This window comes from Paenibacillus helianthi, from assembly GCF_001909055.1.
Lineage (GTDB): Bacteria > Bacillota > Bacilli > Paenibacillales > Paenibacillaceae > Paenibacillus_AQ > Paenibacillus_AQ helianthi.
Genome location: NZ_LVWI01000002.1, coordinates 449,167 through 474,197, shown reverse-complemented (window position 1 = coordinate 474,197; position 25,031 = coordinate 449,167). Strand labels below are relative to the sequence as shown.

Genomic DNA, 25,031 nt, shown 5'->3' with positions numbered 1-25,031 from the left:
GCAAGATGACCCATGGCAAGAGGCGCAGTTAAACTTGTGAAGCGAAGGAGTCGGTAGTATGAATTTTCAGCAGATGATTTTGACGCTGCAGCAGTTCTGGTCTGCACAGAACTGTATTCTCGTCCAGCCGTATGATACGGAAAAAGGAGCAGGAACGATGAACCCTATGACCTTCCTGCGTTCGCTCGGACCAGAGCCGTGGAAGGTTGCTTATGTGGAACCTTCACGCCGTCCGTCAGACGGACGTTACGGGGAGAACCCGAACCGCCTGTATCAGCACCACCAGTTCCAGGTGATTATCAAGCCTTCGCCCGACAATATCCAGGAGCTGTATCTGGACAGTCTGAAGGCACTTGGGGTAGATCCACTTCTCAATGACATCCGTTTTGTAGAAGACAACTGGGAGAATCCGTCGCTGGGCTGCGCAGGCCTCGGCTGGGAAGTATGGCTGAACGGCGAGGAGGTTACACAGTTTACCTACTTCCAGCAAGTCGGAGGAATTGAGACCAAACCGGTTGCGGTTGAGATCACTTACGGAATGGAACGGCTGGCCTCCAACATCATGAAGAAAGAAAATGTGTTTGATCTGGAATGGGTGGACGGCATGACCTATGGTGATGTATTCCATCAGCCGGAGGTTGAGCACTCGACCTATACCTTTGAAGTCTCCGATGTCAAAATGCTGTTCACACTTTTTAATACCTACGAAGAGGAAGCACGCAGAGCTATGGAGCGTCATCTGGTATTTCCGGCTTACGATTATGTGCTGAAATGCTCGCATACCTTTAATCTTCTGGATGCGCGCGGAGCCATCAGTGTAACCGAACGAACGGGATTTATTACCAGAGTCCGCAATCTTGCCCGCACCGTAGCGGCAACATATCTGGAGGAACGTGAGAAGCTTGGCTTCCCGCTGCTGAAGAAAGAAGGTGTTGATCTTGTCTAAAGATATATTGTTCGAGATCGGTCTGGAAGAGGTTCCCGCACGCTTTATCCGTGCTGCTATGGAGCAGCTTCAGGACAGAACATCTAAATGGCTGGAAGCTTCACGCATTTCCTATGGCGGAGTCAGCGCATATGCAACACCGCGGCGTCTTACGGTTTTGGTGAAGGATGTTGCCGAGAGACAAGAAGATATTAGCGAAGAGGTGAAGGGGCCTTCACGCAAAATCGCGCTTGACGCCAGCGGCGAGTGGAGCAAGGCGGCACTCGGCTTTGCCCGCAGCCAGGGGGTATCCCCGGAGCAGTTAACCTTCAAAGAGTTGGCCGGAGTGGAATATATCTACGCGACCAAAAACAGTGTCGGTGTAAATACCTCCTCGCTGTTGTCTGAAGGACTCAGCAGCATTGTCAACTCGATGACCTTTCCCAAAAATATGCGCTGGGGAGCGTATGATTTCAAATTCGTCCGTCCGATCCGCTGGTTGGTTGCCCTGTTCGGTCAAGAGATTATCGATCTTGAAATCACCGGTGTCAAAGCCGGAAATGTAAGCCGGGGACACCGGTTCCTGGGAACCGAAACAGTCATCGCCGAGCCGTCACAGTATGTGGAGACTATGCGCAGCCAACATGTACTGGTGGATGTGAAGGAACGTGAAGAACTGATTCTGAACCAGATCCACAAGCTGGCTGAAGAAAAGAACTGGACCATCGCGATCAAGGAGGACTTGCTGGAAGAAGTATTGTTCCTCGTAGAAACTCCGACCGTCTTGTTCGGTACGTTTGATGCTTCCTTCCTGAACATTCCTCAGGAGGTGCTGATCACCTCGATGCGTGAGCATCAGCGTTATTTCCCGGTTTTTGACGCGTCAGGTACGCTTCTGCCATTCTTTGTGACTGTTCGCAATGGTAATGCCCAGTCGCTGGACGTGATCGCCAAGGGAAATGAGAAGGTGCTGCGTGCCCGCCTTTCGGATGCGAAGTTCTTTTATGGAGAGGATCAGAAGCTGCAGATCAGTGATGCGTTGGCCAAGCTTGAAAACATCGTGTATCACGAAGAGCTCGGCAGTGTCGGAGACAAGGTTCGCCGGATACGGGCCATCTCTGATCGTTTGGCCACTAAGCTTGCACTAATCCAGACAACAGCTGCTGAAGTAAGCCGGACTGCCGATATTTGCAAATTCGATCTGGTTACACAGATGGTCTATGAATTCCCTGAGCTTCAAGGCACCATGGGTGAGGATTATGCGCGCAAGGCGGGAGAACCTGAAGCGGTTGCCAGAGGAATCTTCGAACACTATCAGCCACGGTTCGCAGGAGATGCGGTCCCTGCCTCTGAAGTAGGAATGGTTGTCAGCCTTGCGGATAAAATCGACACCATTGTCGGCTGCTTTTCGATTGGTATTATCCCGACAGGTTCACAGGACCCGTATGCACTTCGCCGCCAGGCGGCAGGTATTGTGCAGATCGTACTTGAGCATAAGCTGGCCATCTCTTTGCAGGAAATTTTTGATGCGGCGGTGGATGTGCATGAAAATTTACGCAAAGAGAAACATTTTACCCAAGACCTGCGTATAAACCTTTACGAGTTCTTCGGACTGCGAGTGAAACGTCTGTTATCCGACAATGTGCGCTATGATGTTGTGGATGCGGTGATTGCTGCAGGTTTTGATGATATCGTGGCTGTAGTAGGCAGAAGCCGTGCGCTTATGGATACTGTGAATGGTCAGGCTGATTTCAAAATCACCGTAGATTCACTGACACGGGTAAGCAATTTGGCAGCCAAAGCGGCTGAAGGAACCAGCGTAGATCCTACTTTGCTGAAGGAAGAAGCGGAGCTCACGCTTTATGAAACTTGGCAGGCTATTCACACGCCGTACCAGGATGCGCTGAGTGCCAGAAATGCAGAGGAAGCATTGCGGATTCTGTCCGGTCTGAAGGATGCAGTTACCGGGTTTTTCGATTCCGTAATGGTCATGGCCGAGGACGAACAGATTCGTGCGAACCGTCTGGCGCTGCTGGCTGGTATTGATGCGGACTCCAAAGCCTTTGCCGATTTCGGTAAGCTGGTGTGGTAATCTCTTCCTGAGAAGACCCGTATGTCTGTATCGGAACCGAAAAAATGTACAACTTTGTGCAGTTATGGTATAGATCGATGGTTTGGGGGATAAATATACGGAACGGTGCCAATGCGTAAGTTGACATCCGTTCCGTATTTATGCTTTTCAAAGCAGGATTTCTGTTCGGCAAAGCGTATATATATTACACGGGAAATTGGTGATGCTCATGGAAGGTTCCCAGGAAAGAAAGATCGTAGTTGACGGGGATGCTTGTCCGGTGAAGCAAGAAATCATTACGGTCGCCCGAAGCTTCAGGATCCCGGTAATCATGGTCTCATCCTACGATCATGTGCTTAAGGGTGAAGAAGGCGTCTCCATCGTTCAGGTGGACCGTGGGGCAGATAGCGCTGACCTGTATATCGCCAACCATATTTCTGCAGGAGACATTGTCGTTACGCAGGATTTTGGCCTTGCTGCACTTGCGCTTGGCAAACGCTGCAGGGTTTTGTCTAACCGCGGACAGGAATATGACGATTCCACAATGGATTTTATGCTGGAGGGCAGGCATGCCAGGGCCGTGGAGCGCCGACGGGGACACTATTCCAAGGGACCTAAAGCGATCACTACGGAAGAAAAAATTTATTTTCAACATAAACTGACAAAACTTTTAACACTTTTGCAGGAGAATGTACAGCTATAGCGAATTATATTTACTTGTTAAGAGATGAAGGTGGTTGAAGTGGCTAGCGGACAAGGTAATATTCCGGAAGAGGTTATCGAGAGTGTGCTCGCACGGCATGACATTGTCGATACAGTCGGTAAGGTTGTTCATTTGTCCAAGCAGGGGAAATATTTATGGGGCCTCTGCCCGTTTCATTCGGAGAAAACTCCTTCCTTCACTGTAACCCCTGATAGGGGTGTCTTTCATTGCTTTGGCTGCGGTATGGGTGGAAATGCCATCAAATTCAGGATGGAAATCGAAGGATTATCCTTCCCCGAAGCAGTTCGAATCATGGCGGAAGAAAGCGATATATCTGTTCCCGAAGGAGCAGGGGGGATTCAGTCTCCTCCTGACCCTGAGCGTGACCGGCTGATTCAGGCCTATGAGCTGTCGGCAAAATTTTATCATTTTCTGCTGAAGAATACGGAATACGGCACTGCCGCCATGGATTATTTGAGATCCCGGGGCTTCAGCGACAAAATGATCGACCAGTTCCAAATCGGCTACGCACCGGACCGCTGGGATACACTGCTGCAGTTCCTCGAGAAAAGAAATTTTGATCTCGCTGAGATGGAAAAGGGCGGACTGCTGTCTGCCAGAGGCGAGGGGAAAGGGTACGTTGACCGCTTCCGCGGACGTGTCATTTTTCCGATTGCGAACCGCACAGGGAAGGTAATTGCTTTTGCCGGAAGAATTCTCGGAGAGGGTCAGCCGAAATATTTGAATTCCCCGGAGAGCAGATTATTTAACAAAAGCCGGATTCTGTACAATTTGCACCAATCCAAAGCATCCATCCGCAAAACGCGGCAAATCGTCCTTTTCGAAGGCTACGGGGATGTCATTTCGGCTTGGGAAGCAGGTGTGCATAACGGCGTAGCTACCATGGGCACCTCACTTACAGATGGGCATGTGGCGTTGATGAAGAGCCTGGGTGATGAAATTGTTCTGGCGTATGACGGCGACAAGGCGGGACAAGCTGCTGCGATTAAGGCGATCCCGATGCTGGAGGACAATGGCCTGCGGGTAAAGGTTGCCGTGCTTCCGAGCGGACTCGATCCCGATGAGTTCATCTCCCGTCATGGCGGAGAGCGTTTCAAGGATCAAGTCATTGATTCAGCGGTCTCATCGATTAAATTTAAGCTTATATATCTGAAAAAAAACCATATACTCCTAGAGGAAGACGGCAAAATTGCCTATGTCAAGGAGGCACTGGAGATTATTGCATCACTGCATTCCTCCACAGAGCGCGAGGTCTACCTGCGTGAAATCTCCTCTGAGCTGGAGCTGTCATATGATAGCTTGAAGCAGGACTGCAATTTACTTCGGGCTTCGATGCAAAAAAACATCCCCGAAGGGGATAATAACGACAAAAGGTGGAATAATGGTAGGCATAAAAAAGGGCAAGTGCAAACACCGACTTTGCTGCCGGCTTACCATGTTGCCGAAAGGCGCCTGCTGTCTTTGATGATACAGGACCCGGAAGCTGCCGCATATGTAGGCGAACGCCTCGGAGAAGAGTTCAACATCGATGATCATGCGGCAATAGCCGCTTATCTATATGCCTATTACGCGCAAGGCAAACCACCCGGCATCAGCCGGTTTCTATCATCACTTCAGGATGACCGTCTGGAAAAGACTGCAACAGCCATTTCCATGATGGACACTCCTCCGGACTGGAATACGCAGGTCCTGGATGATTGTATCCGTGAAGTGCGGAAATACCCCGTGCAACGCGGGATGGAACAGAAGCGTGAAGAGATGATTCAGGCTGAGAAATCAGGCGACTTTTTGCGTGCGGCACAAATTGCAAGTGAGATTATAGCCCTAGAGAGACAATGAGCAGTTGACAGGATGTACCTAGGGAGGAGGGAGTCGAATTATGGCGAACGATCAGCACACTGAACTGGAAGCGGAATTTACTCTGGATCAGGTGAAGGACCAGCTTATTGAGCAAGGCAAGAAAAGATCATCATTGAACTACAAAGATATTATGGAGAAATTGTCGCCGTTTGATCAGGACCCCGAGCAAATGGAGGAGTTCTACGAGCAACTGAGTGATTTGGGTATCGAGGTTGTGAATGAGAATGACGAAGAGGTGAACAGCCTCCGTCCAAGTGAGGATAATGAGGACAAAGACAGCGATGATTTCAGCTTCGACGACGATTTGTCACTCCCGCCCGGAATTAAGATTAATGACCCGGTCCGGATGTATCTGAAGGAAATTGGACGGGTGCCGCTGTTGTCGGCTGACGACGAGGTAGAACTGGCGATGAGAATCAAAAACGGGGATGAGGAAGCGAAACGCCGTCTGGCTGAAGCGAACCTGCGTCTCGTAGTTAGTATCGCCAAACGGTATGTCGGACGCGGAATGCTGTTCCTGGACCTGATTCAGGAAGGCAATATGGGTCTGATCAAAGCCGTTGAGAAGTTTGACCATAACAAAGGATTCAAATTCAGTACGTACGCGACCTGGTGGATTCGTCAGGCTATCACACGGGCGATTGCAGACCAGGCCCGTACGATCCGTATTCCGGTACACATGGTAGAAACCATTAACAAGCTGATCCGGGTATCCCGTCAGCTGCTGCAGGAGCTTGGACGTGAGCCGTCGCCGGAAGAAATTGCCGCCGAGATGGAACTGACAGTTGAAAAGGTCAGAGAAATTATGAAGATTGCCCAGGAGCCGGTATCGCTGGAAACACCGATTGGTGAAGAGGATGATTCGCATTTGGGTGATTTCATCGAGGATCAGGAGGCCCTTGCGCCTGCGGATGCGGCTGCTTATGAACTGCTGAAGGAACAGCTGGAGGATGTGCTGGACACGCTAACCGAGCGTGAAGAGAATGTGCTTCGTCTGCGTTTTGGCCTGGATGACGGACGGACGAGAACGCTCGAGGAAGTCGGCAAAGTGTTCGGCGTTACCCGTGAGCGGATTCGCCAGATTGAGGCGAAGGCCTTGCGTAAGCTTCGCCATCCGAGCCGCAGCAAACGTCTTAAGGATTTCCTCGAATAGTTGTTATGAACCGACCTTCTGCTGCACGGTGGCAGGAGGTCTTTTATCTTGAATAGAAGCAAGTGCCAGAGTCAAGGTCCGAAAGAGGGTTGAGCCGTTGAACTTGGAAAAACGTGAAATTATTTTAAGAGAAATTCAGTACTGGAGAAGAAGTAAAGTGTTGCCGGAGCAGTATTGTGATTTCCTGACCAACCTCTATGATGATGAGGCAGAGGCGAAGGACAGCAATCCGATTTCATTCCGCAATCTTCAGCAGGGAAGCATCAAAATTTGGCTGTTTGGTTTTGGAATTATTTCCTTGATTTTCTTGATTAGTCTTTATTTTAGCGTTTTTCCCTGGCCTTTGCAACTTGCAACAGCACTCTGTGTCCTAATTGTTTGTTATGGCTACTCCGCCATTTACCGGGACCGGAACAACATGATCAGTCTCATGCTCGCAGGGATAGGCAGCATATTAACGCTGGGATTCGGATTATGGCTGATTGCACTACATAACCTGGACCCGGACTTCTGGAGGCCTTTGCTGATTGCAGGCTGCGGACTGCTGTGGGTCGTTCTTGGTTTTCTCCTCCGCATTAGCCTTTTGCATTTTTGCGGCTTTGCTTTCTGGACCCTGCTCTATGCCGGATTCTTCGGTCAGGTGCGTCCGGATGCCTCTATTCTTGAACTGGAGCTGCTGTATCTGCCGCTGTGTGTGCTTATGGTATGGCTGAGCTGGCTGCTGCATCACCGGGTGAATGGTGTTTCAGGAGTCTACCTGGGCGTTGGTGTTTTGCTGTGGATTATGCCTGAGATCGACGCATTGCTGCTGAGACCTGATTTTCCACAGTGGGTTTCGCTAATACTGATATTGAAGATCGCGGCAGGTCTTGCTCTGCTGTTTATATTTCGTAAAAAATGGATACCGTGGGTGACTTCATGAATAACAATAAATTATCAAGACGGCTTCAGGTTGTACTGGAGCAAATTCCGCAGGGCAGCGTGGTCGCCGATATCGGATCGGATCATGCGCTTTTGCCTGTAGCGGCTGTTGGGAGCGGACGGGTACGGTCTGCTATTGCAGGAGAGGTGAACCCGGGGCCGTTTGAAGCTGCCCGAAGAGGGGTTGCAGAGGCCGGACTCGGGAAGGCGATTGCCGTACGACATGGGGATGGGCTTGAGGTACTGGAGCCTGGAGAAGTGGATTGCATTACCATAGCAGGTATGGGGGGAGCCCTCATTGCTTCGATCCTGGATCGTGGGTTGAACCTTGGCAGGCTGGAAGGTGTCAAAACCCTCGCGCTGCAGCCGAATGTGGGAGAGGATATTCTCCGCCGCTGGCTTTTGAACCACGGGTGGGTACTTACCGCCGAGCATATTCTGGAGGAAGACGGCAAGATCTATGAAATTCTGACGGCAGTGAGGGAAGCGGCGGCTGCCGGAATTACGAATGAACAGCTGTACCAGGAGCTTAGGTTGTCTTCCGGTGTGGTATGTGACCGTGAGCTGCTGCTGGAGATGGGACCTTGGCTGCTTCAGGCGCCCAATGAAGCCTTCTTCGCCAAGTGGCAAGGGGAGATTGATAAGCTCGAAGGTATTCTAACTTCTCTGTCACGCTCAGAGCTTGAATCTGCAGAGGAGAAACGCGGCAAGATCAAAGCACAGATCAGACGAATTACGGAGGTGCTGGAATGTTTGCCAAAGGCCAAACGGTAATCGGTTATATGGAGCAGCTTGCTCCCAAACATCTGGCGGAGGAATGGGATAACGTAGGCCTTCAGCTGGGATCTCTGCAAAAGGAAATTACCGGCGTCCTTGTGGCGCTTGATGTGAATGAAACCGTTGTGGACGAGGCTATCGTCCGGGGTTGCAATCTGATCATCGCCCACCATGCGATTATTTTCCGCCCGATCAAGGGAATTCAGACCGATACTCCAATGGGCAGGCTCTATGAGAAGCTGATCAAAAATGATATTGCCGTCTATATCAGCCATACGAATCTGGATGTGGCAGAAGGCGGCATGAATGATTGGATGGCTGAAGCTCTCGGCATTCAGGAAGGTTCTCCGATCAAGGATATCCATACTGAACAGTTGTCCAAGCTGGTGGTCTTCGTGCCAAAGGATCATCACCAGAAGGTGCTGGATGCCATCCTGAATGCCGGTGCCGGCTGGATTGGCAATTACAGCCACTGCAGCTTCAATATTGAAGGGTACGGCACGTTCATCCCGAGAGAAGGCTCTGATCCGTTCCTTGGGGAGCAGGGCAAGCTGGAGCATGCGGAGGAAATCCGCATTGAAACGATTGTGCCCCTGCCCATCCGGAACAAAGTTGTGCAGGCCATGCTGAAGGCCCATCCTTACGAAGAGGTGGCATATGACCTCTATTCCATGGACCTCAAGGGCCGCAGCTTCGGACTGGGCCGGGTCGGGAAGCTTAAGGAGCCGACAACGTTAGGCCAATTCATTGAAACGGTCAAAAGCGGACTACAGGTGGACCATGTGCGCGTCGTCGGCGATTTGAACCGCCCCATCCGTAAAGCTGCCGTAATGGGGGGCTCCGGGGCAAAGTATTACAACAGTGCCATCTTCAAAGGAGCAGATGTGCTGGTGACTGGAGACATTGACTATCATACAGCCCAGGACGCTGCTCTGGCAGGTATCGCCCTGATTGATCCGGGACATAATGCAGAGAAGATTATGAAAGTGAAGGTAGCCGAATGGATGACGGGCAAGCTGACTGAGCATAAATATGATACAGCTGTGCATGTCTCTCAAGTGAACACGGAGCCTTTTGCATTCCTGTAAAACCACATTTTTACACTTGTGCGCCAAGGTGCAAGTCTGTATAATATACAATGTTGTTCAGGAAAGTTTGACAGACAATCGCCGGTGCGCGTGAAGACGCCGCGGGAGGAAAGTCCGGGCTCCACAAGGCAGGGTGCTGGATAACGTCCAGTCGGCGCGAGCCGAAGGATAGTGCCACAGAAATGGACCGCCGATGGCCGCTTTCGGGCGGCACAGGCAAGGATGGAACCGAGGTGTAAGAGACCCCGAGGAACGCTGGTGACTTCGTTCCTGGTAAACCCCATCTGGAGCAAGACCTAATGAGACGCAGCTTCTCCTTACGGAAGAAGCAGCCTTCGCCTGAGGCGCGTCTAGGTTGGTCGCTGGAGCTGTGCAGTAATGTACGGCCTAGATAGATGATTGTCGCTTATGGTGGGAGGGTAGTTCCCGTTTGAACCACGACGAGCACAGAACCCGGCTTACGGCAAACTTTCCTAACTGACAACTTACAAGTATTGTTGAATTCAACTGGTTTAATCATAAGACAGCGGCCCTCCTCGGAGGGCCGCTTATTTGTATAAATATAGGACTTTATATGCTGAACTGTTGTTTAATCTGCTTGAGCAATCGGCTGCGAGGCTTCTGCACTTTGCCCGTATATGTTCAGGGCTTCATCCAGCCGCTGCACGGCAATTTGCATAAGCTCAGGCGGCGTATGAGTGAAATTGAGCCGCATTGTATTCCTGTGCGGCTGCTCGGAATAGAACACCTCGCCGGGTACAAAAGCTACGCCTTGCCGGACGGCATAAGGAAGCAGCTTAGCAGCGTTAATGTGTTCGGCCAATGTCAGCCACAGGAACATACCGCCCCGCGGCTCAAGAAAATGAGTGCCTTCCCAGCCACGGGATGCCAGCTCACCGGAGAGCAGTTTCATCCGCGAATGGTACTCGCGCGAAATCAGGCGGATATGCTCCTCAAGGTCAAAGTTATGCAGCAGTTCGGACAGCGCCCGCTGGTCAATAGCGCTTGAATGCAAATCTGCAGCCTGTTTGGCTTTGGTGATCACTTGGATCAATTCAGGAGGCCCGATGATCCAGCCGGTGCGCAGCCCCGGGGCGACGATTTTGGAGAAGGTTCCTGTGTAGACTACACAGGATTCGCCTTCACCGCTTCGATCAATCGCTGCAAGAGTAGGAGGGTATGCGCCTTGAGCATCATCGAAGGTAATTTCCCCATACGGATTGTCTTCAAGAATAAGAACATTGTAGCGCCGGCATAATTCTACTGTCTGTTCGCGGCGTTCCCTGCTCCAGGTGGCACCCGAGGGATTGTTGAAGGTAGGAACGGCATACAACAGCTTGGGCCGCTGGATGCGAAGCTGCTCCTCCAGATGATCCGGGAGCATACCGTGTTCGTCACTCTTGACAGTGTGGATGTCCGCACGGTAAGAGCCAAGCACCTGAAGCGCAGCCAGATAAGTAGGCGCTTCTACAAGCACACTGTCGCCAGGGTCGAGCATAATTTTGCATAGCAGATCCAAAGCCTGCTGCGAGCCTGTAGTCAGAATCATGTCGGAAGCAGACACAGCAATCCCCTGTCCGGTGAGTCTTGCAGCGATTTGTTCACGAAGCGGCAGATAGCCTTCGGTCAAGCCATACTGAAGGGCTGAAGTATCCGCAGCTAGCGCCTTGTTGTAAGCATCCCGGACCGCCTGCATCGGAAATAATTCTTCTCCGGGCAATCCCCCGGCCAGCGATATTATATTTTTACCTTGGGTTACCTTTAGTATTTCACGGACTGCCGAGGAACCCAGGTGTTGTGCCGCAGTTGAAAAATTAATCTTCATAAAAAAATACGCCCCCGCTGCTTTGATTTTGTTGTATCATAACGGCATAGCGGTATAACAGTAAAGCGCTGAATATAACAGTTGGGAGGACGGAAGAATGCATATCGATTTGCTCCGCAGCGGCAGCAAAGCCTTGCCGCAGCAAATCAGTGATACGCTGGCTCAGCGGATCACTTCCGGGCTCCTGCAGCCGGGAACCCGGCTCCCCTCCGTCAGGGGACTGGCAGTTACACTGAAAGTAAGCCAGGTTACGGTGAGCAAAGCCTACGCTGATTTGGAGAAGAGGGGACATATTGTATGCAGCCAGGGCAAAGGCTGCTTTGTAGCGGAGCATGAGCCAAGCGGAGCAGGGAACGGGACACGCTGGCAGGACAGATACGATGATTATTTGCCGCGTGCACAGCTGTGGCGCAATTTTGACTACACCGAGGTGGAATTCCCATTCCATCTGGCAGCGATTCATAGTGAACTGCTTCCTCTCGAGCCGATTGGTTCGACCATGGCAGCATTGGTAACGGGCCAGCCTGAATTGATGGCTTCCTACGGCAATTTTCAGGGTGATCCAGAGCTGCGTGAGATCATGCGCAGGCATTTGCAGCCTCGCGGCATACACATCAGTTCCGCCGAGCTGATGATCACCAGTGGAACACAACAGGGGATCGATCTTGTAGCACGGACCTTTGTGGGTCCGGGGGATACTGTATATCTGGAAGCGCCTAGTTATACCGGGGCTATAGATGTTTTTGCCGGAAGAGGAGCGGAGATGATCTTTGTGCCTATGGATCATGAGGGGATGCGGGTGGATGTGCTAACCCGGCTGTGTGATGCCAGGCCGCCCAAACTGATCTATACCAACCCTACCTTTCAGAATCCTAGCGGTGTCACTATGAGCATAACAAGAAGACAGCGGCTGCTGGAGCTTGCCCGCAGCTACCGCTGTCTGATTGTGGAGGACGATCCGTTCAGCGACCTGTATTTCCGCACACCGCCTCCCCCTTCAATCAAGTCAATGGATGAGGACGGGCATGTAGTATATATGAAAAGCTTCAGCAAAGTCATTGCCCCGGGCTGCCGGATCGCCTGTGTGGCTGCTGAGGGGAACATTCTGTCCAGGCTGATCGCTGCCAAGTCGGCCAGTGATCTGGGAAGTCCTCTGCTTACGCAGGGGGCTATACTCCCGTTCATTGCCCATAAATATGAGGATTATGCCCGCAAACTCCGGATTGCCCTCCGGAGACGAATGGAGAAGGCTGCCAAGCTGCTGAAGCAATATGCCCCACCGGGCGTGACATGGGTTCTTCCCGAAGGAGGATTGAATCTTTGGCTGCAGCTTCCTTCCGCATCCGGTATTAAGAAGCTCCATGAGCTGGCGGAGCAGGAGGGCATTTCTTTTCTGCCCGGCGATGTGTGTTATGCCGGTGATCAGCCTTCAAGACATATCCGCTTGTGCTATTCGCAAATGAAGGAAGCGGATATGGAGCGTGGCCTGAAGCTGTTCCTTATTTTGCTGGACAAGCATCTCCGCTCTTCGGATTAATGATTTTCGAGACTCTGCCGGAGACTGTTGAGCTGGCGGCCGACACGTTGCGGGAACAGCTGAAGCGGAACCTCGCCTCCCGCTGCTGCCTGCAGAGTCCTGTAGATATCCACTTGGCCTGAGCCGTAATATTTGTCATGGCCGGGATCACCCAGATCTATGGCGTTTGATGTCATCATTGCCATTACTTCCTTATTGGTCAGAGCCGGGTTCAGCGAACGCACCAGTCCGGCGAGTGCCGCAACATGCGGGCTGGCCATCGAGGTTCCGGACAGTGCCGCATACTGGTTGTCGGGATAAGTGCTCGCAATGCTCTCCCCGGGAGCGGCGACATCAATATATTCCCCGTAATTGGAGAAGGAAGCTCTTTCACCCGTGGCATTTGTTGCAGCAACTGCAAGGACCTCGGGATAGGCGGCAGGAAAACCAGGACGTTCTGTATTGTCATTTCCTGCAGCGGATACAATTACCACATCGCGGTCGTAGGCATATTTAATCGCATCATGCAGAAATTGCGAATCGGCATAGTTGCCCAGACTGAGGTTAATCACTTTGGCACCCTTGTCTGCAGCCCAGATAATCCCTTCGGCTACGGAATAGGTAGTGCCTGCACCTGAGTTGTCTAGTGCTTTTACCGGGAGAATCTTATTATACCAGCTGATGCCGGCCACACCTTCTCCGTTATTGGTTAATGCCCCTATAATTCCCGCAACATGTGTGCCGTGACCCACATCATCGTCAGGGGGGGACGTTTTCGTTATGGCATTATATCCGGCAAGCAGTTGGCCTTTGAGGTCCGGATGATTTGCCTGCACCCCGGTATCTACCACCGCGACAATGACATCTTTGCTGCCTTTGGACAGATTCCAGCCCTGTTCAGTTTCGATAGCCGGCAGATTCCACTGGTAAGCGGAAAAAAGTAAATCATTCGGTGTAATTACTGTGGCTTTATTTTCGCTGACGGCATCATTGGTTAAATACATATAGTGAGGTTCCGTATACTGCGGATGCCATTTGTCGTTGAAATAGGTTTTTAACTGGGTATAGTTCATCTTCCCCGAGCGGAAAATGTAGGCGTAACCGAGTTTGCGCGGCTCCTTACTGCGGATATCAGCGGCAATGGTCTGCAGCTGTCCTGCGGTAGGGTGACCATTTTTGAAGCGGACGACAATCTCATTTTCGTAATAATGGCTGGCATTCTCGTTGTCATGGCCAGTTTTGACGGTGAGATCCTTCAGAGTATCGGCGTGGACTGATTCGACGCGGTACTTGCCTTCCTTCGGATAGGGGATTAGCCGCAGATTCTTGAGCTGGTGCTCAGCCACCTTATCCAGGATCCTTTGATGAATCAGGGCGATGACCCCATAACGGCCTTGCTGATCGCGCTGGGCGGTGAAATAATATTTTTTATTGCCGATAATAAAAGAAGGGGATTCATAAGCCTGATGCCCCTTGATTGCGGCTTTTGCAGTATTCAGATACTTCAGTAGCTGTTTGTTTTCCTGGTCGCTTCCCTCTGGAAAGGATGATTTAAAGGTACTGGTCTGCTTCGTTTGGAAATCAATCCACATCAGCATGGTGATATGGCCGTGTCCCTGCTGTAGACGTTTGGCATATGCTGAAATATCCTCGGGCGTTTTGCCATTCGTCTCGAGGAGCATCGTTCTCAGATGCTTGCTGACATCTACACGGTTCAAGCGGTCAGTGGCGATGACATCCTGAGTAAGTGCGGCCTTCTTAATCGTTTTTTCCTGTGAAGGATTAGGCACAGAGGCCTGCCCCGGCTTAGGCTCTCCATCGGAACGAAATGTGAACGTTAGAACTGCTATGGTAAAAGCGGCGGTGACCAGACCGGCAAGCATTACATTTTTGCGTGACATATTTTCCGCTCCTTCATGGAATCGTAATAGCTGTAGGTTTAGGAGTGAACACAGGTTTTATGCATTGCAGAAAAGGATACCGTCGTCCAAGGATTTATGTTAATATCAGAAAGTAAGTGCTTACTAAGTAAAACACTTGGAAAAACCTCGCTTAATTTAATTCAACTTTCATGAGCCAGGAATAATAAGGGGGAGCAATCGCCATGTCAGCAGCCAATGTGCAGAAACTGTGTGAAACGACGAGAGAAAAGCTTAAATCCGTAATCGGAAAAATGGAATTATTCCTGAATCAGCATGCGCTGCCGCAACTGGCTACAGAGGAAGATGAGGAAACGCTGCTCTTTTATCAAGGCTTTTTGTCCGATCTCCGCCATTTGTTGGTGTTCTCGGAAATGTCATATGAGAAGCTTGGGGTTGCTTTGCGGCGTGCCACATTCGATGAAGCCTTTGCGCAAAAAGCGCTATATAACGTATATCATTTTGGGGTAAACAACTTCTTTTATCCCAAGAATGAAAGCTATTCCGAAGATGGGCGTTATGCCTATACCGGCCAAGATGCCATCCGTTTCCGGAAAAAGCCGGTTCGTCCGGCCCGCGACATTATTATGGATATCACCAAGGTTTACGAAGAACTGCGGGATGACCTAAGCTACTATGAAAATGATTATTTGACCGAGAAACGCATGCAGAATCAGGTATAGCCTGAGCTGAATAGTCCCGGTACAACTGGACCGCATTTGCCATGGATATGGCAGATGCGGTCTTTTTTGCGTGCCCCGGCATGGGCGATAACTTGGTGGTGAAAGTCCGCTACAGGCTTGGCAGTAGGAGTGGCAGGCTTACCAATGGGGAAACTGAAACGGCTTCCGTCCTTATAAGGATTTCTATGCCGTTTCCACTTGATTGTTGGCGGAAGCTGGGGGGCGTGTGTTCAATTGGAAACCCTTTTTGCAGGATAGGTGTGGCCTTCCGCGGACATAATGAAGCCGAGGTGATAACGATGACAACCGCCAAACCACTTGTGAAATGCAGTGTGAGCAACTGTAATTATTGGGGAGAGCAGAACCTGTGCCGCGCAGATCAAATTTTGATCGAAATCGACAAACATTCGGGCAGTGCTTATCTGGAAGAGTATGCCGAAGAAATGACTGACAAGGGCCATCACGATCATGCGTCTACTTCTTCTGCCACCTGTTGTCTGACGTTCAAGCCGAAGGATTAGGAGGGCACCGCCATGGACAAGCGTAGTGATGATTCCAGTCTGGACCGTGATTCACGCCCAAAAATAATTCTGCGTCCGCGGAGGATCGATTATCCCCGGCGGGACAGGGCCCTAAATGAGGAATATGCAGCCGAGATCAACCCGTTGCCGGCTCATGTGCACAGAGGGCATATTAACGGGGCAGATGCAGAAGAAGCCAAAAAGGAAGACGGAACAAACACGGGGAGCCGAACGATTGGGTATGTCGGCTTGGGGTTTGGGATCGTTTCCTTATTTATCTGGTCTATTATTTTGGGACCCATTGCAGCAGTCCTTGGCTATTATGCCTATGCCAGAGGGCAAAAAACTGCAGGGGCGTGGGCCATGGGGCTGGGAATTGTATCCACACTCAGCTATTTTATTATGATTCCTTTTGCCCGTTAGCCGTATAATCCAATGTAAGAAGGGAATCGAAACAGGCTTTAAGACCTATCTATGCGGGTCTGAAGTCTGTTTTTTCGTGTCGGCATATAGCAATTACAACGGAGAAATTGTAAAATAAAGGCGTATTTTAGAATTGAAATGAGAACCTTAACATATAAAACAACCTTGAAAGAAGGAATGCTCAGAATGGTGATTAATGCCGCAGCAACAGGAAGCGGAACCGGCCAGCTGAAATGGATCGATTTACGAAGCTCTTCCCAGGTTAAAAATGTGATGGTCAAAAATAAATCGGCAGCTTCGGGCAGCTCATCCGCAGAATTTGCGGCTCTCCTGCAGGAGAGTGCACTCAAGAATACCAGCGGGGACACCGGCAATGCGCTGGCCTCAATGGACAGTTCATCCTTAAACGGGCTGTTGTGGCAGCAAATTGGCGGGGGAGGAGAAGCCTATAACTCCATTTCCGGGGAAATAACGGAGACGAAACCTACAGATTATGAAGACCTGATTCAAACGGCGAGTGCGAAATACGGCGTTCCTGTTGATCTGATCAAAGCGGTTATTGATACAGAATCCTCTTTTAATCCTCATGTTGTATCTTCAGCCGGAGCCAAAGGGCTGATGCAGCTAATGGATGGAACGGCAAACGGACTGGGTGTATCAGATCCTTTTGACCCGGCTCAGAGCATCGACGGTGGGGTACGCTATTTATCCTATCAATTGAAACGATATAACGGGCAGGAGAACATGGCGCTTGCCGCTTATAATGCCGGTCCGGGTCGTGTGAACAAGCTGGGTGTTAACAATGACCTGGAGCTGTTGGCCAATCTGTCGCAGCTTCCAAAGGAAACCCAGGCTTATATCACCAAAATAGAACGCGCCCGCGCGAAATACGCGGTATAATAAAAAGGATCAAACGGGTTACCCTTAGACCACAGTGGTGGCAAAGGACCGTTTGATCCTTTTTCGCCCTAGATGGGTTGCAGGAGATTCCTGCACGCTGCCAAGAAAGACACAAAGGAGACCTTCAATATATGCTTTATTGGGATTACGCAGCTGCTGCACCTCCTTACGATGAGGTGGTGCAGACCGTAGAACAAATCATGAGGCTGCATTATGCCAACCCCTCTTCCCTGCACCGCGCAGGGGTGGAAGCAGAGCGGCTTATCACCCGTGCGCGGGAAGTGTGCGCAGCTTCACTTGGCGTGCAGCCAAATGAAATACTATTTACCTCGGGAGCAACCGAGAGCAATAACCTGGCCATAAAAGGTGCTGCCCTGCAGTATCAGGGCAGGGGGCGTCATATCGTAACAACACAGTTGGAACACCCTTCCGTGTTGGAGAGCTGCCTGCAGCTGCAAGGTCTAGGATGGGAGGTTACTTTTGTCGCGCCAAAAAGCTCGGGAATCGTGGATCCGGCAGCTGTTTCCGCTGCTGTCCGCCCGGATACGGTGCTTGTCAGTGTCATGCATGTCAACAATGAGATTGGAACAGTGCAGCCGCTGCGGGAGATTGGCGAGGGAATCAAAGCTATGAATCGGCGGACCTTGTTCCATGTTGACGGGGTGCAGGGATACGGTAAGCTTGAAACTCAGCTGAAGGAGTGGCAGGCTGATCTGTACAGCTTGTCCCCGCATAAAATTCGCGGACCACGCGGTACAGGCATCCTGGTTGCCAGAGAAGGGGTAACACTGTTTCCACTCCTGACGGGAGGCTCTCATGAGAATGGAAACCGTGCCGGAACCGAGAATGTAGCGGGGATTGTGGGTTCAGCCAAGGCTGTGCGAATGAGCGGTGAGAAGCGGGAGGAGCTCAGCAGACGGCTGATTCCGCTTCGTAACCGGCTGCTGCATTTTATCTCAGGTATACCCGAGCTAATTCTGAACAGCAGAGAGGACGGTGCCCCTCATATTGTCCATTTCTCCTACCCGGGCATGAAGGGAGAGGTTCTCGCCCGAAAGCTAGAGGAGCTGGGGATGACCGTCTCGACCCGTTCAGCCTGCTCTTCGCGTCTTGCCGAACCGAGCCGGATATTGCTGTCGATGGGCCGAGATGTCCCGGCGGCACTTGGCGGTATCCGGATCAGCCTTGGGGATAGCCATACGGAAGCTGATGTTGACAAGCTTGAACAAGCGCTGCTGGCTGCGGTACAGTCATTGAAGAAAGCTGAAGGAGGCTTGAAGTAATACATGAAAGAGATAGAGAATGGATACGCGGTTGAACCCAGGGCAGGGTTAGTAAGAAGTAGCGAGTATGCGGATATGTTGATGCTGCGGTTCGGAGAGTTTACTTTAAAAGGGAAAAACCGCTCGCGGTTTGAGAAAACAGTCTTACGCCATGTGCAGGAGATGGTCAAACCCTTTCCCAAGGTCAGTTTAAGCAAGGAATTCGGACGCATTTACGTTCAGTTGAACGGAGAACCGGCAGAGGAACTGATCGCTGTGCTGCGCAACGTTTTTGGTATTGCTTCCATCAGTCCGGTCAAAGTTTCACAATCGGAATTTGAGGATATATTATCCGTCAGCCGGACCTTTTTGCAGATTGCAGCTCCACCAGCCGGCACGACCTTTAAGGTGAATGCACGGCGGGTGTGGAAGGAATTCCCTTATGGTTCAATAGAAATGAATAAGCTTATTTCAACACCGCTGCTACAAGGCTATCCGGGTCTGCTTGTGGATGTGAAGTCACCGCAGATGGAGCTGAGAATTGAAATCCGGGAAGGCCATACGTTTATTTTCTGTGAAAATATTGCCTGTGTGGGAGGTTTCCCTCTGGGCACCAATGGCAAAGCCATGCTGCTGCTGTCTGGCGGTATTGACAGTCCTGTCGCCGGCTGGTCCTCCATGCGGCGGGGACTCGAAATCGAATGTGTCCATTTCTACAGCTTTCCCTATACCAGCGAGCTAGCCAGGCAAAAAGTCGTAGATCTGACGCGGGTACTGTCAAGATATGCGGGTGTCATTAAGCTGCATCTTGTTCCATTTACGGAGGTGCAGACCTCTTTTACCGGTATCGGACAGGATAATCTAATCGTTACGTTGATGCGCCGGGCCATGCTGAAGATTGCATCGCGTTTGGCTGAGCAGGAGGGGGCACTGGCTCTCGTTACAGGAGAAAGCCTCGGACAAGTTGCCAGTCAGACGCTTTCCAGCATGAATGTAATCGGCCGTGCGACCCCGCTTCCGCTGCTGCGTCCTCTCGTGATGATGGACAAGAGCGAAATTGTGGACATTTCCAAAACCATTGGTACCTATGAACTCTCTATCCTCCCCTACGAGGATTGCTGCACACTGTTTGTCCCCAAATCGCCGACGACTAATCCTAACCTGCGGATCGTGGATAAAATTGAAGCTACCCTTCCGGGTTATAGTAGCCTCCTGGATGCCGCGGTCGCCGGCACAGAGACGGTCACCATTACTCCTTACGGGCATGAAAAGCCAAGGGATATGGTCCCGGCGGACGCTGGGCTTCAAGAGGAATGGTTCTAGTCTAAAAGAAGGAGTGCTACCAGACCTTATGGTCAATGGTGCACTCCTTTATTCATTCGGTGTTATCCTGTGACGGGTTGGGAATTCCTTAGACAGCCGGTCCGCCATGTACAGATTTCCGGTGATCCCGAACTCGCTTCCAGTGTCCGGCTGCTAGGATCCCTGTAATCACCAGCAGAATAAAAAGAACACGCAGCAGCGGATGCTCCTCAACAAATGGACCGATCCGCTGCTCTTCGGTAATCATGCTTGAGGCCGTCAGTCCAAGTACGGCAGCGCCGATATAAATGATCCAGGGATAGCGCCCCATCAGCTTAATGAATAGGGTGCTGCCCCAGACGACAATTGGAACACTGATCAGCAGTCCCAGCACAACCAGCACTATATTATGATTGGCAGCCCCGGCGATGGCGATCACATTGTCCAGACCCATGGCAGCATCCGCAATAATGATCGTCCGGACCGCCGACCAAAGTGTCCCCCCGGCCTGAATATTTGGCCCCCCGTTATCTCCGGTCAGCAGCTTATAAGCAATCAGAATGAGCAGAAGACCCCCGAACAGCAGCAGCCAGGGAATCTTAAGCAGCCAAACTACCAGAATAGTGGCGATAATCCGTAGTGCTACAGCTCCGCCTGTACCCAGCAAGATCGCTTTTTTCTGTGTTTTTCCCTGTAAATTCCGTGCAGCGAGGCCAATGACTATGGCATTGTCACCGGCCAGAATCAGATCCAGAAAGATAATATTGAGCAGCGGCAAAATGAAATCCCAAACGGATGTGTTCAAGAGCGTGTCACTCCTAGTGTTTTGTTAGAATTACTTTTTGGATCAGCTTCGTACAAAACGTTCATCCTGAGTATGTGTATGCATTTTGGAAGTTGCCCTGAACCGTATAGTGTTGTATACGCTATAAAAACCCCGGACATTCGTACCTTGCAAAAAAGCCTGCCCAAGAAGCATAGCTTGCCCGGCTTGGACATACATGTAAATACATGCAGTTCGGGGAGGCTGAAGTCAAATGGATTCTTTATTGCTGCTTGGTGAAATACTGATGATCAATCTCGTGCTGAGCGGAGATAATGCAATGGTTATCGCAATGGCCAGCAAAAATTTGCCGGAGCAGCACCGCAAGCTGGCGGTTTGGTGGGGGGCTGCCGGTGCAGTTGTGCTGCGTTGCCTGCTGACGTTTGCCGCAGTACTGCTGCTGAAGATTCCTTATATCGAGGCCGGCGGGGGGATATTGCTGCTGTGGATCGCGTTCAAGCTGCTGCTGGAGGAGGAAGAGGATGTCCGGGTAGAAGAGAGCTCTACCATATGGAAATCCGTCCGCACCATTCTGCTCGCTGACTTTATTATGAGTCTGGACAATGTGCTGGCCATTGCAGGCGTGGCGAAGGGGGATCTTGCGCTGATTGTGATCGGTATCGCTTTAAGCATTCCGATTGTAGTCTGGGGCAGCGGAATCATTGTCGGCTGGCTGCATCGTTTCCCAGTACTAATCTACATTGGGGCATATATTCTTGCATATACGGCGGGAGATATGCTGCTTCAGGATGCCAAATTTGGTGCGGTGATTTCCTTCCTGCTGCCGTCGATCCACTCGATGCTGCCGCTACTGCTCGGAATCATTGTGGTGGTATCGGGCTTGTTCAAGCGCGGCACCTTATCGGTAAAGTAGAACTCTGAAAAGGATCCCTAGGCTGAGTCAGAGCTGTACAACAGCTTTGGCCCGGTCTTTTTGAAATATAAGAATTGATATGTTTCACGCTATAAATTATCCTTATATTTTTGGAGAAACGGCTGCAAGCCTCTTTCAGAGGACGGTGAAGTCGTTTCTTCTTAGCATGGGAACCAATAACAAGAAGAATGATGGTGTTTTATTTATTTTTCAGATAAAATATAAAGGGAATCCTGTCACATGCTTGTGTGTCGCAGTGGCGGGTCTGAGTGAAGAGACATGAATCTTGAAGGGACGGGTGGAAAATGTCTTCCAAAAATGACGCGAAACTGGGTATATTTATATTCGTTGCCGGCATAGTGATACTGTTCGGAAAGCTGGGGGTGTTCGGCTTTCTCGGGCGTGCTCTGTGGCCACTCGTGATTCTGGTTCCCGGCCTGTTCCTGCATGTGCTTTTCTTCAGCCGCCGGGCTCCCGCATCCGTGCTGCTGCCCGCTGGGATACTGACCGTATACGGTTTGCTGCTGGGTTTCTGCAATACCTGGGGCTGGGGACTGATGTCTCATCTGTGGCCGTTGCTGCTGCTAGGCATAGCTGTCGGACTGTATGAGTATTCGCTCTATTCACCGGGACGAAACGGCGGACTTACGACTACAGCTGTCCTTCTGGGACTGCTCAGTCTTGTACTGTTGATCTTCAGCATGCTGGGAACGGGAGCACTCTATTTGCTCGGAGCTATTCTGATTGCAGCAGGTGCCTGGCTGATCTTTGGACGGGGCAAACCGGGGGGCCGTAAAAAGTGGAACGGAGGCTGGTAAAACAGCTATATTCCGCGAAACTAGATCAAAGAAGGAACGGGGAAATTGCCCGAATGCAACTTTAGCAAAATTAAACGGAGTTGGAAACCGTTTTTTCATAAAAAGACTTGCTTTTCATAGTACTTTCACTATAATATTAAGGATATGTTGAAGCGTCGGCTTTCTGCCTGGCGCTTCTTTTGTGAGACTGCCGCGACAAGCTATAAATTTAAACATTTTTAATTTGATAAATGAGAGGATTTGGATACAAATCATGCATTCAAGAAAAGATATCCGCAATATTGCGATCATTGCCCACGTTGACCATGGCAAAACAACACTCGTCGATCAGCTTCTGCAGCAATCAGGAATTTTCAGCGCTCACGAGCACCTGCAAGAACGGGCCATGGACTCGAACGATCTGGAGCGGGAACGCGGAATTACCATCCTAGCCAAAAATACAGCAATTACCTATAAAGAGTTCCTGATCAACATCGTAGATACCCCTGGACACGCCGACTTCGGCGGTGAAGTAGAACGCATCATGAAGATGGTTGACGGTGTACTACTAGTTGTCGATGCGTATGAAGGCTGCATGCCGCAAACGAAATTCGTTCTGCGTAAGGCGCTGGAGCAGCACCTGACACCTATCGTTGTCGTGAACAAGATTGACCGTCCGGCTGCACGTCCGAAGGAAGTTATTGATGAAGTCCTGGATCTGTTTATTGAGCTTGAAGCCAGTGACGACCAATTGGAGTTCCCGGTTGTTTATGCTTCCGCAATTAACGGTACATCCAGCATGGATCCTGAGAAGCAGGATGAAACGATGCTTGCACTGTACGAAACCATTACCCAGCATATCCCGGCTCCAACTGAAAAAATTGAAGAACCACTGCAGTTCCTTGTAACATTGATGGACTACAATGAATATCTGGGACGTATTGCTATCGGACGCGTGAACCGTGGCATAATTAAGCAAGGCCAATCCGTTACGGTCATCATGCGTGACGGCAAGAGCAAAACAGCCCGTATCGAGAAGCTGTTCGGCTTCCAGGGTCTTAAGCGTGTAGAAACAGAAGAAGCGGGCGCTGGCGACATCGTGGCCATTGCCGGTATCAAGGATATTAACATCGGTGAGACGATTGCCGATCCGGCGAACCCTGAAGCGCTGCCTGTCCTGAAGATTGATGAACCAACCATGCAAATGACGTTCCTCGTGAACAACAGTCCTTTTGCAGGTAGAGAAGGTAAATGGGTGACTTCCCGTAAGCTGCGTGAGCGGCTCTTCAAAGAGCTTGAAACCGATGTGAGTTTGCGCGTGATGGAAACTGACAGCCCGGATGCATTTATCGTTTCCGGACGCGGTGAGCTTCACCTGGGGATTCTGATTGAGAATATGCGTCGTGAAGGTTATGAAATGCAGGTATCCAAACCTGAGGTTATTGTCAAGGAAATCGACGGTGCCAAAATGGAGCCGCTTGAGCGTCTGATGATTGATATTCCTGAAGAAAGTATGGGAGCCGTTATGGAGAGTCTGGGTACTCGCAAAGCGGAAATGGTCAACATGATCAATCACGGTACCGGACAGGTTCGTCTGGAATTCCTGATTCCTGCACGCGGATTGATCGGCTATAATACGTACTTCCTGACGCTGACACGCGGCTATGGTGTAATGAACCATGCCTTTGACAGCTACGCTCCACTGATTGGTGGCCAGGTTGGCGGACGTCATCAAGGGGTGCTTGTATCCAGTGAGACTGGAAACACTACTCTTTACGGCATGATGGGCGTTGAGGACCGTGGCATTCTCTTCCTGGAACCAGGTACTGAAATTTATGAAGGCATGATCGTAGGGGAGCATACCCGCGATAACGATATCATCGTTAACATCTGCAAAGAAAAGCAGTTGACCAACGTTCGTTCGGCAACGAAGGATGAAACGGTGAAGATGAAGACCCCTCGCCTGTTCTCACTGGAAGGTGCGCTTGAGTACCTGAACGATGATGAATATTGCGAAATCACACCAAAATCTGTCCGTTTGCGCAAAAAGATCCTGAATAAGGGCGAACGCGAACGTGTGGAAAAACAGCGCAAAGCGGCGCAAGCCAGCCAAGCCTAAGTTGTTCTGAACGAATGGTTGTTTGCTCTGCCACAGTACAGCATTCCGTTCTTCTTTTAAGCCGCCGGATCATTCCGGCGGTTTTTGATTTCAATAAGCCGATTTGAATTCCCTCAAATTCTTAGGATTCTTGCGGTATAAAAGCGTGTTGAATGTTATAATGTAAGCGAACTTATTCCCGGAGGGAGTGACGAGCTTTGCAGATCTGGTTCGCTGAGCATCCTATTGTCGCTTACATTGTCATCTTTATTTTACTGACTTATGTGTACAACCGCGTTTTCCGCGTGAATCAGAAGCTGCCTATCGGCAAGGAAATTGTGTTATACCTGATGATGGCGGTGGGCTCGGGCATGTTGCTCATCTTCCAGCACGACAAGCTGCCCATTATCCAGTGCCTGCTGGTGGCTGTAGGGCTTATGCTGCTTGTGCGGGTCCGCTACATGGTTGAGGCCCGGCAGAGACGTAAGGCGGCAGCAGCGGGCAAACGACAGTAATCGCAACTTTTGCCGCTTGAATTCGTCTAATTGAAGAGTGAGCAATTGAATACC

The 25,031-nt window shown here is 50.7% G+C and carries 22 protein-coding genes and 1 other RNA gene; 20 read left to right on the top strand and 3 right to left on the bottom strand.

Going from position 1 to position 25,031, the window contains the following annotated elements:
• The first annotated feature begins 58 nt into the window (after positions 1-58).
• The 9 genes from glyQ (at position 59) to rnpB (ending at position 9,995) form a co-directional block, all read left to right on the top strand.
• Entirely contained in the window at positions 59-946 is an 888-nt protein-coding gene (gene glyQ, locus A3844_RS04835) for a glycine--tRNA ligase subunit alpha (protein ID WP_074085692.1), read from the top strand.
• Positions 939-3,017: a glycine--tRNA ligase subunit beta gene (glyS, locus tag A3844_RS04830; protein ID WP_074106753.1), complete on the top strand. Its 2,079-nt coding sequence runs from the start codon at positions 939-941 to the stop codon at positions 3,015-3,017. The genes glyQ and glyS overlap by 8 nt, the downstream gene beginning before the upstream one ends.
• 202 nt (positions 3,018-3,219) lie before the next feature.
• On the top strand, positions 3,220-3,699 hold the full coding sequence (locus A3844_RS04825; protein ID WP_425270594.1) for a YaiI/YqxD family protein: 480 nt from the start codon (positions 3,220-3,222) through the stop codon (positions 3,697-3,699).
• Positions 3,700-3,738: 39 nt separating this feature from the next.
• On the top strand, positions 3,739-5,559 hold the full coding sequence (dnaG, locus tag A3844_RS04820; protein ID WP_074085757.1) for a DNA primase: 1,821 nt from the start codon (positions 3,739-3,741) through the stop codon (positions 5,557-5,559).
• 40 nt (positions 5,560-5,599) lie between these two features.
• Positions 5,600-6,733: an RNA polymerase sigma factor RpoD gene (rpoD, locus tag A3844_RS04815; protein WP_036683799.1), complete on the top strand. Its 1,134-nt coding sequence runs from the start codon at positions 5,600-5,602 to the stop codon at positions 6,731-6,733.
• A gap of 97 nt (positions 6,734-6,830) precedes the next feature.
• Positions 6,831-7,655 carry a hypothetical protein gene (locus tag A3844_RS04810; protein ID WP_074103297.1) on the top strand — a complete coding sequence of 275 codons (825 nt, stop codon included), beginning with the start codon at positions 6,831-6,833 and terminating at the stop codon, positions 7,653-7,655.
• Positions 7,652-8,428, top strand: a complete 777-nt coding sequence (locus A3844_RS04805) for a tRNA (adenine(22)-N(1))-methyltransferase (RefSeq protein ID WP_074103296.1) — start codon at positions 7,652-7,654, stop codon at positions 8,426-8,428. Before A3844_RS04810 ends, A3844_RS04805 begins: the two co-directional genes overlap by 4 nt.
• The gene (locus tag A3844_RS04800) at positions 8,404-9,519 is read left to right on the top strand and encodes a Nif3-like dinuclear metal center hexameric protein (RefSeq protein WP_074103295.1); all 1,116 of its coding nucleotides are present in this window, start codon (positions 8,404-8,406) and stop codon (positions 9,517-9,519) included. The genes A3844_RS04805 and A3844_RS04800 overlap by 25 nt, the downstream gene beginning before the upstream one ends.
• A 62-nt stretch (positions 9,520-9,581) precedes the next feature.
• An RNA gene (gene rnpB / locus A3844_RS04795) (RNase P RNA component class A) lies at positions 9,582-9,995 on the top strand.
• 113 nt (positions 9,996-10,108) lie between these two features.
• On the opposite strand, the gene A3844_RS04790 is transcribed toward rnpB, so the two are convergent.
• Positions 10,109-11,344: an aminotransferase-like domain-containing protein gene (locus A3844_RS04790; protein WP_074106752.1), complete on the bottom strand. Its 1,236-nt coding sequence runs from the start codon at positions 11,342-11,344 to the stop codon at positions 10,109-10,111.
• Between the two features lie 97 nt (positions 11,345-11,441).
• Between A3844_RS04790 and pdxR the strand changes: the two genes are divergently transcribed.
• Positions 11,442-12,881, top strand: a complete 1,440-nt coding sequence (pdxR, locus tag A3844_RS04785; RefSeq protein ID WP_074106751.1) for a MocR-like pyridoxine biosynthesis transcription factor PdxR — start codon at positions 11,442-11,444, stop codon at positions 12,879-12,881.
• Here the strand turns inward: pdxR and A3844_RS04780 are convergent.
• Complete coding sequence (locus A3844_RS04780; protein ID WP_074103292.1) at positions 12,878-14,761, bottom strand: S8 family peptidase; 1,884 nt, start codon at positions 14,759-14,761, stop codon at positions 12,878-12,880. The two genes, pdxR and A3844_RS04780, sit on opposite strands and share 4 nt — an antisense overlap.
• Positions 14,762-14,964: 203 nt before the next feature.
• Here A3844_RS04780 and A3844_RS04775 point away from each other — a divergent pair, with 203 nt between their 5' ends.
• From A3844_RS04775 to thiI, 6 genes are all read left to right on the top strand, one after another.
• On the top strand, positions 14,965-15,462 hold the full coding sequence (locus tag A3844_RS04775; protein ID WP_074085684.1) for a YpuI family protein: 498 nt from the start codon (positions 14,965-14,967) through the stop codon (positions 15,460-15,462).
• 299 nt (positions 15,463-15,761) lie between these two features.
• Positions 15,762-15,983 carry a DUF1540 domain-containing protein gene (locus A3844_RS04770; RefSeq protein WP_074085756.1) on the top strand — a complete coding sequence of 74 codons (222 nt, stop codon included), beginning with the start codon at positions 15,762-15,764 and terminating at the stop codon, positions 15,981-15,983.
• Positions 15,984-15,995: 12 nt separating this feature from the next.
• Positions 15,996-16,406, top strand: a complete 411-nt coding sequence (locus A3844_RS04765; protein ID WP_074085683.1) for a hypothetical protein — start codon at positions 15,996-15,998, stop codon at positions 16,404-16,406.
• Positions 16,407-16,592: 186 nt separating this feature from the next.
• On the top strand, positions 16,593-17,306 hold the full coding sequence (locus tag A3844_RS04760) for a lytic transglycosylase domain-containing protein (protein WP_074103290.1): 714 nt from the start codon (positions 16,593-16,595) through the stop codon (positions 17,304-17,306).
• A gap of 131 nt (positions 17,307-17,437) precedes the next feature.
• The gene (locus A3844_RS04755) at positions 17,438-18,589 is read left to right on the top strand and encodes a cysteine desulfurase family protein (protein WP_074106750.1); all 1,152 of its coding nucleotides are present in this window, start codon (positions 17,438-17,440) and stop codon (positions 18,587-18,589) included.
• A gap of 75 nt (positions 18,590-18,664) precedes the next feature.
• A complete protein-coding gene (gene thiI / locus A3844_RS04750; RefSeq protein WP_074106815.1) occupies positions 18,665-19,891 on the top strand; it encodes a tRNA uracil 4-sulfurtransferase ThiI in 1,227 nt (408 codons plus the stop codon).
• 88 nt (positions 19,892-19,979) lie between these two features.
• On the opposite strand, the gene A3844_RS04745 is transcribed toward thiI, so the two are convergent.
• The gene (locus A3844_RS04745; RefSeq protein WP_074085680.1) at positions 19,980-20,675 is read right to left on the bottom strand and encodes a TerC family protein; all 696 of its coding nucleotides are present in this window, start codon (positions 20,673-20,675) and stop codon (positions 19,980-19,982) included.
• A 232-nt stretch (positions 20,676-20,907) separates the two neighbouring features.
• Here A3844_RS04745 and A3844_RS04740 point away from each other — a divergent pair, with 232 nt between their 5' ends.
• The 4 genes from A3844_RS04740 to A3844_RS04725 all read left to right on the top strand — a co-directional run bounded on the left by A3844_RS04740 (position 20,908) and on the right by A3844_RS04725 (position 24,977).
• Entirely contained in the window at positions 20,908-21,567 is a 660-nt protein-coding gene (locus tag A3844_RS04740; protein WP_074085679.1) for a TerC family protein, read from the top strand.
• A gap of 305 nt (positions 21,568-21,872) precedes the next feature.
• Positions 21,873-22,385 carry a hypothetical protein gene (locus A3844_RS04735; RefSeq protein WP_074085678.1) on the top strand — a complete coding sequence of 171 codons (513 nt, stop codon included), beginning with the start codon at positions 21,873-21,875 and terminating at the stop codon, positions 22,383-22,385.
• A 253-nt stretch (positions 22,386-22,638) separates the two neighbouring features.
• A complete protein-coding gene (gene typA, locus A3844_RS04730; protein WP_074085677.1) occupies positions 22,639-24,483 on the top strand; it encodes a translational GTPase TypA in 1,845 nt (614 codons plus the stop codon).
• A gap of 197 nt (positions 24,484-24,680) precedes the next feature.
• Positions 24,681-24,977: a YlaH-like family protein gene (locus A3844_RS04725; RefSeq protein WP_074085676.1), complete on the top strand. Its 297-nt coding sequence runs from the start codon at positions 24,681-24,683 to the stop codon at positions 24,975-24,977.
• Positions 24,978-25,031 lie beyond the last annotated feature (54 nt).

Bases quoted from the DNA above. Each gene is read 5' to 3' on its own strand.
- glyQ (WP_074085692.1), top strand. From the start codon at position 59: ATGAATTTTCAGCAGATGATTTTGACGCTGCAGCAGTTCTGGTCTGCA.
- A3844_RS04825 (WP_425270594.1), top strand. From the start codon at position 3,220: ATGCTCATGGAAGGTTCCCAGGAAAGAAAGATCGTAGTTGACGGGGAT.
- rpoD (WP_036683799.1), top strand. From the start codon at position 5,600: ATGGCGAACGATCAGCACACTGAACTGGAAGCGGAATTTACTCTGGAT.
- A3844_RS04805 (WP_074103296.1), top strand. From the start codon at position 7,652: ATGAATAACAATAAATTATCAAGACGGCTTCAGGTTGTACTGGAGCAA.
- A3844_RS04800 (WP_074103295.1), top strand. From the start codon at position 8,404: ATGTTTGCCAAAGGCCAAACGGTAATCGGTTATATGGAGCAGCTTGCT.
- A3844_RS04790 (WP_074106752.1), bottom strand. From the start codon at position 11,344: ATGAAGATTAATTTTTCAACTGCGGCACAACACCTGGGTTCCTCGGCA.
- pdxR (WP_074106751.1), top strand. From the start codon at position 11,442: ATGCATATCGATTTGCTCCGCAGCGGCAGCAAAGCCTTGCCGCAGCAA.
- A3844_RS04780 (WP_074103292.1), bottom strand. From the start codon at position 14,761: ATGTCACGCAAAAATGTAATGCTTGCCGGTCTGGTCACCGCCGCTTTT.
- A3844_RS04775 (WP_074085684.1), top strand. From the start codon at position 14,965: ATGTCAGCAGCCAATGTGCAGAAACTGTGTGAAACGACGAGAGAAAAG.
- A3844_RS04770 (WP_074085756.1), top strand. From the start codon at position 15,762: ATGACAACCGCCAAACCACTTGTGAAATGCAGTGTGAGCAACTGTAAT.
- A3844_RS04765 (WP_074085683.1), top strand. From the start codon at position 15,996: ATGGACAAGCGTAGTGATGATTCCAGTCTGGACCGTGATTCACGCCCA.
- A3844_RS04760 (WP_074103290.1), top strand. From the start codon at position 16,593: ATGGTGATTAATGCCGCAGCAACAGGAAGCGGAACCGGCCAGCTGAAA.
- A3844_RS04755 (WP_074106750.1), top strand. From the start codon at position 17,438: ATGCTTTATTGGGATTACGCAGCTGCTGCACCTCCTTACGATGAGGTG.
- thiI (WP_074106815.1), top strand. From the start codon at position 18,665: ATGTTGATGCTGCGGTTCGGAGAGTTTACTTTAAAAGGGAAAAACCGC.
- A3844_RS04740 (WP_074085679.1), top strand. From the start codon at position 20,908: ATGGATTCTTTATTGCTGCTTGGTGAAATACTGATGATCAATCTCGTG.
- A3844_RS04735 (WP_074085678.1), top strand. From the start codon at position 21,873: ATGTCTTCCAAAAATGACGCGAAACTGGGTATATTTATATTCGTTGCC.
- typA (WP_074085677.1), top strand. From the start codon at position 22,639: ATGCATTCAAGAAAAGATATCCGCAATATTGCGATCATTGCCCACGTT.